Annotated in this window: 10 protein-coding genes; 7 read left to right on the forward strand and 3 right to left on the reverse strand. The window is 54.9% G+C overall.

Annotation, left to right across the window (positions count from 1 at the left end; genetic code table 11):
* Positions 1-41: 41 nt before the first annotated feature.
* A complete protein-coding gene (locus tag B2R48_RS06195; protein ID WP_296998822.1) occupies positions 42-1,709 on the forward strand; it encodes an acyl-CoA dehydrogenase family protein in 1,668 nt (555 codons plus the stop codon).
* Positions 1,710-1,944: 235 nt separating this feature from the next.
* Positions 1,945-4,035: a methyl-accepting chemotaxis protein gene (locus tag B2R48_RS06200; protein WP_213473570.1), complete on the forward strand. Its 2,091-nt coding sequence runs from the start codon at positions 1,945-1,947 to the stop codon at positions 4,033-4,035.
* A gap of 84 nt (positions 4,036-4,119) precedes the next feature.
* On the opposite strand, the gene B2R48_RS06205 is transcribed toward B2R48_RS06200, so the two are convergent.
* The 3 genes from B2R48_RS06205 to B2R48_RS06215 all read right to left on the reverse strand — a co-directional run bounded on the left by B2R48_RS06205 (position 4,120) and on the right by B2R48_RS06215 (position 7,696).
* Entirely contained in the window at positions 4,120-5,457 is a 1,338-nt protein-coding gene (locus B2R48_RS06205; RefSeq protein ID WP_296998825.1) for a ferredoxin reductase family protein, read from the reverse strand.
* 232 nt (positions 5,458-5,689) lie between these two features.
* Complete coding sequence (locus B2R48_RS06210) at positions 5,690-6,868, reverse strand: adenosylhomocysteinase (protein WP_296998827.1); 1,179 nt, start codon at positions 6,866-6,868, stop codon at positions 5,690-5,692.
* 123 nt (positions 6,869-6,991) lie between these two features.
* The gene (locus B2R48_RS06215; RefSeq protein ID WP_296998829.1) at positions 6,992-7,696 is read right to left on the reverse strand and encodes a glutathione S-transferase N-terminal domain-containing protein; all 705 of its coding nucleotides are present in this window, start codon (positions 7,694-7,696) and stop codon (positions 6,992-6,994) included.
* A gap of 429 nt (positions 7,697-8,125) precedes the next feature.
* On the opposite strand from B2R48_RS06215, the gene B2R48_RS06220 reads away from it, so the two are divergent.
* The 5 genes from B2R48_RS06220 (at position 8,126) to B2R48_RS06240 (ending at position 11,851) form a co-directional block, all read left to right on the forward strand.
* Positions 8,126-8,320 carry a twin transmembrane helix small protein gene (locus B2R48_RS06220; protein ID WP_213473566.1) on the forward strand — a complete coding sequence of 65 codons (195 nt, stop codon included), beginning with the start codon at positions 8,126-8,128 and terminating at the stop codon, positions 8,318-8,320.
* Between the two features lie 46 nt (positions 8,321-8,366).
* On the forward strand, positions 8,367-8,939 hold the full coding sequence (locus B2R48_RS06225; protein WP_296998831.1) for a cob(I)yrinic acid a,c-diamide adenosyltransferase: 573 nt from the start codon (positions 8,367-8,369) through the stop codon (positions 8,937-8,939).
* 255 nt (positions 8,940-9,194) lie between these two features.
* Positions 9,195-9,944, forward strand: a complete 750-nt coding sequence (locus B2R48_RS06230; protein ID WP_062956690.1) for an electron transfer flavoprotein subunit beta/FixA family protein — start codon at positions 9,195-9,197, stop codon at positions 9,942-9,944.
* Positions 9,945-9,959: 15 nt separating this feature from the next.
* Complete coding sequence (locus tag B2R48_RS06235) at positions 9,960-10,895, forward strand: electron transfer flavoprotein subunit alpha/FixB family protein (protein WP_296998835.1); 936 nt, start codon at positions 9,960-9,962, stop codon at positions 10,893-10,895.
* Between the two features lie 68 nt (positions 10,896-10,963).
* On the forward strand, positions 10,964-11,851 hold the full coding sequence (locus tag B2R48_RS06240; protein ID WP_062956692.1) for a 3-hydroxybutyryl-CoA dehydrogenase: 888 nt from the start codon (positions 10,964-10,966) through the stop codon (positions 11,849-11,851).
* Positions 11,852-12,037 lie beyond the last annotated feature (186 nt).

Raw genomic sequence — 12,037 nt, forward strand, 5'->3', positions numbered from 1 at the left:
CAGGATTGCCGAACCAAGGACCCGATCCGAGGACCCGAAAAATGACTGATAACGCCCTTTTGCCTGACCTCGAACGTTTGTGCGACGACGCGCTTTCTGCACTCAGCCCCGTTTATGACGCCGCCGAATATGCGCTGCGCACGGCTGTAACGGTCGATGGCCGGATCAATGCGGATGCCTTTGACGATCATCAGTTTGCCGCACACGGCTTTGCCTGGTTCACCACCTATGTCACAGCCCTTGGTCAGATGAAGGCATGGGCAAGCAGGCTTAAGGATCAGGACAAGTTCGGCACGCTCGAACACCTCATCCTGCAATCGGCGTTTGGTGAATATCTCGCCCAGATCATTGGCGGCATTCCCATGTCACAAGGCGAGATCATCCGTCTGTCGACCCTTGGCGTCGCAGACAACCTCATTGCATCGCTTGCGGCAAACCCGTCGGTGGCAACACTTGCCCAATACGGCAATTCGGATGCCGCACGCCGTGCGATTGCGACCGAGATCGAAGACAGCCTTGATACCGGTCGGTTTGGCGAAACCGGCCTTGAAGACGAAACCCTTGATATGGTCCGCGATCAGTTCCGCCGTTTTGTCGAGGAAAAGGTCTCTCCGCATGCCCATGGCTGGCATGAACGCGATGAACTGATCCCGATTGAGATCGTGACTGAAATGTCGGAACTCGGCGTCTTTGGCCTGACGATCCCAGAAGAGTTCGGCGGCCTTGGCATGGGCAAGACCGCCATGTGTGTCGTGACCGAAGAACTTTCGCGGGGCTATATTGGTGTCGGGTCACTTGGAACACGTTCCGAAATTGCTGCTGAACTGATCCGCCTTGGCGGCACGGAGGCGCAAAAGGAACATTACCTGCCCAAACTGGCATCGGGTGAAATTCTGCCAACGGCGGTCTTTACCGAGCCCAACAACGGATCGGATCTGGCACATCTGCGCACGCGTGCAGTGAAGGATGGCGATACCTATAAGGTCACCGGTAACAAGACCTGGATCACTCATGCCGCGCGGTCTGACCTGATGACGCTTCTGACCCGAACCAACCCGGATGAAGCCGGTTATCGCGGTCTTTCGATGCTGTTGGCCGAAAAGCCACGTGGCACGGATGACAACCCGTTTCCGGCAGATGGCATGTCAGGCGGCGAGATCGAGGTGCTTGGCTATCGCGGCATGAAGGAATACGAGCTTTCCTTTGACGGGTTTGAAGTCCCCACGGAAAACCTTTTGGGCGGCGAAGAAGGCCAGGGCTTCAAGCAACTGATGGCGACCTTTGAGTCGGCACGTATTCAAACGGCCGCCCGCGCGGTTGGCGTTGCCCAGAACGCGCTTGAAATCGGCATGCGCTATGCCAAGGATCGCATTCAGTTTTCCAAACCGCTTTATGCCTTCCCGCGGGTGTACGGAAAAGTTGCATGGATGGTTGTAGAAACCATGATTACACGTCAGCTCACCTACTTCTCTGCCTTTGAAAAAGATCAGGATATTCGCTGCGATATCGAGGCGGGCATGGCCAAACTTCTTGGCGCGCGTGTCGCGTGGTCAAATGCCGATAATGCCCTGCAAATTCATGGCGGCAACGGCTATGCGCTTGAATATCAGATCAGCCGCGTGCTGTGTGATGCCCGAATCCTCAACATTTTCGAAGGCGCTGCAGAGATTCAGGCACAGGTCGTCACGCGGGGCATTCTGGGCCGCTGAACCTGATAACATTCTGAATTACTGATGAAATTGACATTTGAACCGTGGCCCCTGTGAACAACGAGGGCGAACTCGGCCCGCCATCCGTGGCGGGCCTTTTTTCCCCATCAACCTAAAGTATGATATCTTCTAGACTTACCTAAGGTGCTACACTCTCCGAAAGCACATACAGATCGCGGAAAATCTGTGAAAAGCGGGCTAAACCGCACGCATGGAATTAGGGAGTGAAACGTAAATGAATCACACTTCTGCAATGCCGGAAAATACAATCTACGCGCGTATTGGGGATGCAAAAGACCTTTTCGCGCAACACGGCGAACAGCTTGCAGAAAATCTGGTTTCGGAACTGCTGGGCTCCGGGCAAAACAGTGCCGCGCCAAGTGACCCGAAAAGCCACGTTGCAGGTGTCGCCGCCCGCTTCTCGGCAATGATTAATGCAAGCAGCCCCGCCGCGTTTAATGACTGCCTTAACGATCACGTTCTGGCCAATGCCGTCACCGGACTGAGCACAGATCAGCTTGTCCTGGCCTATCACAAGGTCGCGACGAATTGCGCAACACTGGCGGCACGTTCCAAAGGCGGCGCATCAATTGCGGACGCGGCACGATGCCTTTTGATGTCGGATATGGGAAGCCTGATTTCCGCACGTCAGAATGTGCTTTCCGAACATCGATCCGCCTCCGAAATCCAGTCGATGTCTGAGATCATCGAACGTGAAACGGACAACATCATCTCGGAGGTCGGTTTTCAGGCCGGGCGCACCAATGATGTTGCGCAGGCAATGGAAGCTGACGCCAGCGAATTGTCACAACTGGTCGAACGCATCACCGCTACAACGGAAATCGCCAGCAGCAATGTCGCCACCGTGGCATCCGCTACAGAGGAACTGCAGGCATCCAGCCACGAAATTGCCGAACGTATTCACAAAACCAATGACATCGCCGGTCAGGCCGTAACCCGGGCGCAGGAAACATCGAACACGATGGGCAGCCTGTCGGAAACCGCCACCGAGATCGGCAAGGTCGTTGATATCGTCAAGCGCATTTCCGATCAGACAAAGATGCTCGCGCTGAACGCAACGATTGAAGCTGCAAGGGCGGGTGACGCCGGCAAGGGATTTGCTGTTGTCGCGAACGAGGTGAAAAACCTCGCCACTCAGACCGAGAAAGCCATCCTTGATATCAACGCCCAGATTACCGCCATTCAGGGCGCCACATCAGAGGCCGTGACAGCAATTGAGGGCATCGGCGGGGCTATTGACGAAGTCAGCCAGCTTTCAAGCGATATTTCGGCCTCTGTTGAACAACAAACCGCTGCCATTGCCGAAATTTCGACAAGCGCACAGGAAGTCTCCACCCATATGCAGGGCATTTCCAGTGACATCGAACTGGCCAGCCACAAATCGCATAACGCCAGCGAGACGGCCGAAAACCTGCGCATTCTGTCGTCAAATATCCGCAACGATATCAACGAGATGGAAACGCGCTTCCGTATGGTCCTGCGCAGTGCAGACAGCACAAATCGACGACACGAGGAACGCGTCCCCATTGCGGTCGACATCAATGTTGATTTCGGCAATGGCGATGTTCGCAAAGGTGTCACTGCGGACATGTCGCTTGCTGGTCTTCTTGCCCGTATCGATGCCAGCGAGAAAGATCGCAACAAGGTGATTTCCATCACCATGGAAGACGGCACACGCCTTAAGGGCATCGTCAAGGCCTACTCGACACTTGGCACCCACATCCAGTTTACCGAAGTTGACGACGCGGCAACGCAGGTCATCCTCGGACTGCTCAAGAAAACCAGCGAACATGACGAAAAGATCGCCGGTCTTGGCACCGAACTGGCGGCTGATCTGGGCAGGGTTCTTGAAAGCGGCCTGCGCAATCAGGAATTCAGTGAAGATGATCTGTTCAATACCCGGTATGAACCGATCCCCGACACCGATCCCAAGCAGTTCATGACGCCCTATATTCCGTTCACGGATCGCAACTTCACACCGCTGCAGGAAGCGATGCTTAATAAAGACGAACATATCGTCTTTGCCGCCGGGGTGGACACCAACGGCTACCTGCCGACCCACAACAAGGTCTATAGCCAGCCACAAAGACCGGGTGAACCCGCCTGGAACATGGGCAATTGCCGCAACCGGCGCATCTTTGATGACCGTGCCGGTCTGATGGCCGGGCGCAATACCAAACCCCATCTGCTGCAGACCTATTTCCGTGACATGGGCGATAGCGTCGTCTTCATGAAGGAATGCGACGTGCCGATCATGGTCAATGGGAAACAGTGGGGGAACCTTCGGATCGGTTACAAGTCCTAGCCCCTGCACACCTTCTGGATAACGAGCAAGCAAAAAAGCGGGCGGTTCAATCACGAACCGCCCGCTTTTTCATGCCTTTAACGCTTATCTGAAATCAAACAGCTCCTGATGGAAGGCCCGGCTTGGTAATCCTGCCGCCACCAGATCGTCCCTGATCGCGTGTCCAAAGCCACTTGGCCCACAGAACCACACACCGGCCATTTGCCAATGCGCAACATCGCTTCGCAGGCGTTCACCGGTCAAAAAACCATCGCGCCCATCACGCCATTCATGCAATCGCACGCCAGCACGCTCTGACAGATCCTTGATCCGCGCCATCAGCTTGTCATCGCAATGTGGCGCTACCTGATAAAAATCGATCTCGCGCGGTGCCGGATTGGCCACCAGATCCTCAAGCCAGGCAACGAATGGCGTCAGCCCAATACCGCCGGAAATCCAGATTTGATGGCTTTGGTCACGATCAAGCGTGAAAGCCCCGTACGGGCCTTCAAGCTCCACCGGGGCACCCGGCTTCAATGTTTCCTGAAGCGTGCTGGTATAATCGCCCAGTTTCTTGGCGATGATGGTCAGCCCGGGAACCCCGTCATGCCAGGCAGATGCAATGGTGAACGGATGCGGTTCATTGCTATTGCCAAAGCGGGCAAAGGCAAACTGCCCAGCCAGATGACCTTTCCAGTCACCATCGGATTTAATCGCAATCTGAAGCGATTGCATCTCTGGAAGATAGTCAACTTCAACCACCTCGCCCTTGGATCGACGCCCGGCACCGATTTGCCCGAAAAGAACAATGATCGCCGATACCGTGCCAACCAGCAGCATGGCGGCCAACGCCCAACCAACCGGCGTTGCCCAGTTGGCGAAATCAAGCAGGACGATGCTGTGATACACCAGCACAAGATAAACCACCGCCAGAACCGTGTGGGTCTTGGCAAACCAGCGATACGGGATGCGCTTGATCAGGGCGACAAGGATCAGGACAACGGCGATATAGAAAGCCCACTCACCTACTGTTTCAGCCAGATGGCGATGTTCCAGAAACAGCGACTGCGCCCAATGCATGCCCGCCCCGTCCGGCCGTGGCCCGCGCCGACGCGGCGCAAGAAGATCAAGCGCCACCGCCCATTTCGGTGCCATCCGCCATGCCCAATGCAGGGTCGCCACCGCCAGAACGGTGATGCCAAGCCACTTATGCAGACGGTACGCCTTGTCCAGACCGCCCAGACGACGCGTCAGCCAAACCGGACGGATCGACAAAAACAGGATGAGGCTCATCATGCCGACAGCCAGAAACCCCGTATACTGAACCATCAGGTTCCGAAAACCGATAAAGTCATGATCGGCAAAAACATCGGGATTAACCGCCAACCACAAGGCGGACAGGCCAAGAAGCGTTCCAAAATATAGGCGCGTGATGTTCTTCATGGGGCTGGTTCCTGACAATCCAATAAAGGCCCGTGAAGTAACGATACCAACACGCGCCATCCGACGCTTTGATTTAAACAAAAACACTTCGTGGAATTATGTCGGGAAGCCCGCAAAACTGTATCAAAACGTATCAGGGCAGCTGCAAGACCCTGCAGCTGCCCTGATGTTTGATAAAACGACGTTCATCGGGTCCAAATCCCCGAAAGAACCTTAAATGGTCTTCTGAGCCTTAACTATGGGACTGCAGGATTGCTTCGGCGATTTCGCGCTCGACATCCTGGGGATATGCATAAAAGCCCGGCTTGAAAGATGTTGCCCCACCAGATGCCAACCAGTCGATACCGCGGATCAGAATGGCCGAGAACGGATCAAACAGATCCTTGCCCGATCCGCCCATGCCGGGCGCCAGGTTAAGCAAGCTTCCGCGATTGAGGAGATAGACCTCACGGCTGTTATCAAGCTCGAACCGTTCAATATAGCGGCGCATTTTGGTGCGCGGCTGGGTATCAAGCCATTTGACATCGATCTCGGTATTCGAATGGCCGACATTGACCAGGATTGCACCGCGACGGCATTGCTTGATTTGTTTCTCGCCCAGAATGCCAGAAAGGCCGGTGGCGGTAACAATGATCGCGCATTCCTTCAGGCCGTCTTCAAGGCTCACCACACGGCAACCATGATGCTGTGCCTCAAGGGCGCGGACCGGATCGCGCTCGGCGACCGAGACCACCGCCCCAAGATTACGCGCACGTTCCGCCACACCGCGCCCGACCGGGCCAAACCCGATCACCAGAACCGACCGGCCATAAAGGGCAAGACCCGTCACATTCGAAAAGACCGGCCACATTTCCTGCGCGACATGGTGGCGATTATGCAGACGGTCCTTGATCGCAATGTCGTTCCAGTTAAACACCGGGAAGGAATACTCAAGCTTTTCCACACGATGAACACCGGTCGTGGTGGCTTCAAGCGCGCCGTCAACCTTTTGGCCCTTTTTAACAAACGCCTCGATCAGCTCGCCACCCATATCCGCGACGATATCGGCGGGCTCAGACGACAGGATATCGATGCTATTGGCGTATTCTTCGGGTGTCATTCCGGAAAAGGCGTGGACCTCGACCCCGTTGGCGGCAAGGTAGGCGGCCGCGACATCATCGGTGCTATCCGGGTTACACGCGCCGACCTTGACCTTTGCACCGGCCTTTACAAAGGGCAGCAAGGTCGGAATGGTATCTTCAAGAACATGCTGGAAACTGACGATGGTCTTGTCACGCAGGTCGCGCTTGGCAACATAGTTTCCGTACTTCGCCGTCACCGGACAAATCACCTCGCGCCAGGCAAGGGTCTCGTCAGTGATCTGCTGGGCAAGGCTTGCGTCCTTGATGCGGCTGGTCTTGAAGGTCGTCATGGGGGTTGGTCTCTTAACTTCGTGGGACAAAATCTGCCCCCTAGTTAAAGCCAGTCTGACCGGATGAAAAGTATTTCTGATCATCCGGTCAGGTTTCGGCGAAATTTCCGCGATATGCGCAGATCAGTCGCGGGCGGGAATATTCACACCGCGTTGAACCGCCGGACGCTCAAGACCACGCTCAAGCCAGGCCGGAACGTTTTTAAATTCGTCATAATCAACCAGATCACCAGCGTCATAAAAACCGATCAGGTTGCGCACCCAACCCAGCGATGCAATGTCGGCAATGGTATATTCATCACCCATGATCCAGTCGCGTCCTTCAAGACGGGTCTCAAGAACTCCCAGCAAACGTTTGGACTCTTTGCGATAACGATCAAGTGGTCGCTTGTCCTCGATCTCCTTGCCTGCAAATTTATGGAAGAAGCCAAGCTGGCCCAAGATCGGACCGAGTCCGCCCATCTGGAAATAAACCCATTGGATCGCCTCAATGCGTTTCGCCGGATCGGCGGGCAGGAACTTTCCGGTTTTCTCGGCCAGATACTGAATGATGGCACCGGATTCAAACAGACCAAGTGGCTCACCATTCGGTCCGTTCGGATCAATGATTGCCGGGATTTTACCGTTCGGGTTCAGCGACAGGAACTCCGGGGTCCATGTTTCATCTTCGCCGATATTGATCAGATGCGGCTCATAGTCCAGACCGGTCTCTTCCAGCATGATGGAAACCTTTACCCCGTTCGGGGTCGGCAGGGAATAAAGCTGGATAACGTCCGGATTTTGCGCCGGCCAGCGCTTGGTAATATCGAAACTCGACAGATCAGCCATGATAAAGCCCTTTCAAAGTCAATAGGTTGTTGACCAATACATTTAGGCTATCACAACGATTGCGCCACCGGAAATCAGGCAACTAATTGTTTCCACCAACACTCCCGGACTTAAACACCCCAAGAAAGTAAAAGACGTTCCGTGGCAGCGATCTAAAGGGCAAAATGATCAAGATCCAGGATTGGCCGATACAAAGCTCCACAGGTACTTGGCGAAAATGGCGCGGTCACATTTCCGGATATCAAACCAACCACACTGGCCTCGCGTATCAAGAAATTCAAAATCGACCGCCGCAGCTTCGGGGAAAGCGAAACCATCGACTAATTGCGAAATATCCTATCGTCTGGTTGCCTGTTGCGTCCGTTTGGCGCAGCATGTCTCCGCCGGGCGCGGTAGAAGTCTGCGGGCAGAAACAGGGAAGAAACAGGAATGGCTGGTTTTTTACAGATTGGTGTGTTGATTGCGATGGCAGCTGTCGCAGGTGTTCTGGTCATGGGCATTGTTTCCATGGCGCGCGGCAAGGATGCACGCAAGCAAAACAAACTGATGCAAATGCGCGTCCTGTTGCAGGGTCTGGCCCTGTTGCTGCTTTTCATCCTGTCGCTGATGGCTGTTGGTTCCTAAGCCAAGCATACGCCTTGACCACACAAACCAAGATTACGGACGACACATGGTTCAACTGACTCGTATCTATACAAAATCCGGTGACAAGGGCAAAACCGCCCTTGGCAATGGCACCCGCGTTCCCAAAAATTCCGTGCGCGTGGACGCCTATGGCACCGTGGATGAAACCAATGCCGTGATCGGTGTTGCCCGACTGCATGCACAAGGCGAAGTCGATGAGATGCTCGCGCGAATCCAGAATGATCTTTTCGATCTGGGGGCGGATCTTTGCACGCCCGGGGATGGCAGCGATGATAATCCCGAACAACCCGCCCTACGCATTACTGCCAAGCAAACCGAGCGTCTTGAAACCGAAATTGATCAGATCAACGCTTCGCTTGATCCGCTGAAATCTTTTGTTCTGCCCGGTGGCAGTGCGCTTGCAGCACAGCTTCATGTGGCGCGCACTGTCTCGCGCCGGGCGGAGCGCCTGATTGTCGAGCTTGCCGGGGTTGAAACCATCAACCCGGAAGCCATGCGATATGTCAACAGACTGTCAGACCACATGTTTGTCCTTGCCCGCCACGCCAATAACGACGGCAAGGAAGATGTTCTCTGGCAGCCCGGACTGACCCGATAATCTGGCCCGATAACAGGATTATCGGACAAAATCCTTGTTCCCTTGCGGATTTTTGCCGTATCAAGACCGCGAAGGGCATCAAGATTTTCGTGAAGAAGTTGTCGTTAACGTCAACACCTTTACGTAAATTGACAACCTGCGTAGCACTACTTATTGTGCGTCGCGGGGAAAACATTACCATGCGGGTCCGCTTGCCTTCTGCCTTAGTAGGGAGCAAAGCCCGCAGTTTCGACAACAAAAACGAACAGGTCTGTCATGAAGGTTCTTGTCGCCGTTAAGCGCGTTGTGGATTACAACGTCAAGATCCGTGTCAAACAGGACCAGTCTGGCGTTGAATTAAACAACGTTAAGATGTCCATGAACCCGTTTGACGAAATCGCCGTTGAAGAGGCCATCCGCCTCAAGGAAGCAGGTACTGCCACCGAAGTGGTTGCTGTATCGCTCGGCGTTAAACAGTGCCAGGAGACCCTGCGCACCGCCCTTGCCATGGGTGCCGATCGCGGCATTCTGGTCGAAACCGAGGACGAACTCCAGCCGCTGGCTGTTGCAAAGCTCCTGAAAGAAGTCGTTGCCAAGGAAAGCCCGGATCTTGTGATCCTTGGCAAACAGGCAATTGACGATGATGCCAACCAGACGGGTCAGATGCTGGCCGCGCTGCTGGATTGGCCGCAGGGCACCTTCGCGTCCAAGGTTGCCGTTGCTGACGGCAAACTTGATGTCACGCGTGAAATCGACGGTGGCCTTGAAACCATCAAGATTGATCTTCCAGCAATTGTGACCACCGACCTGCGTCTCAACGAGCCGCGTTACGCGTCGCTGCCGAACATCATGAAAGCCAAGAAAAAGCCGCTCGATACCATGAGCCCGGCCGATCTTGGTGTTGATACCGCGCCGCGCCTGAAAACCCTGAAAGTTGCCGAACCGGAAGCACGTCAGGCAGGTGTCAAAGTTGCCGATGTCGCAGAGCTTGTCGACAAGCTCCGCAACGAAGCAAAAGTAATCTAAGCGGGGATCAATCAAATGAGCATTCTTGTAATTGCCGAACACGACAACACCGAACTGAAGGGTGGCACGCTTAACACCGTTGCTGCTGCTCAGAAAATCGGTGGCGACATCAGCGTTCTGGTCGCGGGCGAAGGCTGCAAGGCCGTTGCCGACGCGGCGGCCAAGATCGAAGGTGTCTCCAAGGTTCTCCTCGCGGACAACGCTGCCTACGGCCATTTCCTGGCTGAAAACATGGCAGGTCTGGTGGTCGAACTGGCTGATGATTACAGCCACGTTCTTGCGCCGGCATCATCCACGGGCAAGAACTTCATGCCCCGCGTTGCAGCAAAGAAAGATGTCGCACAGATTTCCGACATCACCGATGTTGTTGATGCGGACACCTTTGTCCGTCCGATTTATGCCGGTAACGCCATGGCGACCGTCCAGTCGTCTGACGCGCTTAAGCTGATTACTGTCCGTACCACCGGCTTTGATGCGGTTGCTGGCGAAGGCGGTTCGGCTGCCATCGAAGACGTTGCTGTTGCAGCCGATGCTGGCAAGTCGAGCTTCGTTGGTCAGGAACTGACCGAGTCGGAACGTCCGGAACTCACCGCTGCTGGCATCGTCATCTCTGGCGGTCGCGGTATGGGTTCGGGTGAAAACTTCCACCTGATCGAACCGATTGCCGACAAACTCGGCGCTGCCATCGGCGCTTCTCGCGCTGCGGTTGATGCGGGTTATGCCCCGAATGACTGGCAGGTTGGCCAGACCGGCAAAGTTGTTGCACCGCAGCTATACATTGCTGTAGGCATTTCGGGTGCTATCCAGCACCTTGCCGGCATGAAGGACAGTAAGGTCATCGTGGCAATCAACAAGGACGAAGAAGCACCGATCTTCTCGGTTGCGGATTACGGACTTGTCGGTGACCTGTTCGAGGCCCTTCCCGCTCTGGCGAGTGAACTCGACAAATAATCTGATCCCCGTTAGGGTCAAAGCTACGCATACTGTTGTTTTGACCCTTGGGGACGAGTGGGGAACAAATGGCTTCGTTGGAAGATATTAAAACCATTGGCGTAATCGGCGCCGGTCAGATGGGCAATGGTATTGCACATGTGATCGCACTGGCTGGTTACGACGTCCGAATTCTCGACATCTCGCAAGAAGCCTTGGACAAGGCCATCGGCGTGATGGAAAAGAACATGGACCGACAGGTCAAGAAAGAGATCATTACCGCAGCGCAAAAAGACGCTGCGCTGAAACTGATCTCAACCGGAACGGAATATTCCTTCCTGTCTGACTGTGATCTGGTTATCGAAGCGGCCACCGAAAACGAAGAGATCAAGAAACAGATCTTCAAGGCCCTGTGCCCGGTGCTTGGCCCGGAAGCGATCATCGCGACCAACACTTCATCGATTTCGGTCACCCGTCTGGCGTCCTATACCGACCGCCCGGCGAAGTTCATGGGCATGCACTTCATGAACCCGGTACCGTTGATGAAACTGGTGGAACTGATCCGCGGCATTGCCACAGACGAGACCACCTATCGCACCATTCATGAACTGACCAAAAAGCTTGGCAAGGACACGGCGAGTGCCGAAGACTTCCCGGCCTTTATCGTCAACCGCATCCTGCTTCCGATGATCAACGAGGCGATCTACACCCTTTACGAAGGTGTGGGGAACGTCGAGTCCATCGATACTGCAATGCGTCTGGGTGCGAACCATCCGATGGGCCCGCTGCAGCTGGCCGACTTTATTGGTCTCGATACCTGCCTGTCGATCATGCATGTCCTGCATGATGGTCTGGCCGATACCAAGTATCGCCCGTGCCCGCTTCTGGTCAAATATGTCGAAGCCGGATGGCTTGGCCGCAAGGCTGGTCGTGGCTTCTATGACTATAGCGGCGACGAACCGACCCCGACCCGCTAAGCGGTTGCATGCCAAGACAGGCATCAAGACATCAAAGCCGCTGCCCCGCAGCGGCTTTTTTTGTTGCATTCCGTGCTTCAACCATCTGGAATGGACCTTGCTCTAACCTGCGCAATCATGACGTCGGGAAAAATCAAACGGTTCTGGAGGCCGTCCGAACATGTATCTCGGAATTGATGTCGGCAC

Origin of the sequence: Thalassospira sp. UBA848 (assembly GCF_002295455.1) — a bacterium.
In the GTDB taxonomy this organism is placed as follows: domain Bacteria; phylum Pseudomonadota; class Alphaproteobacteria; order Rhodospirillales; family Thalassospiraceae; genus Thalassospira.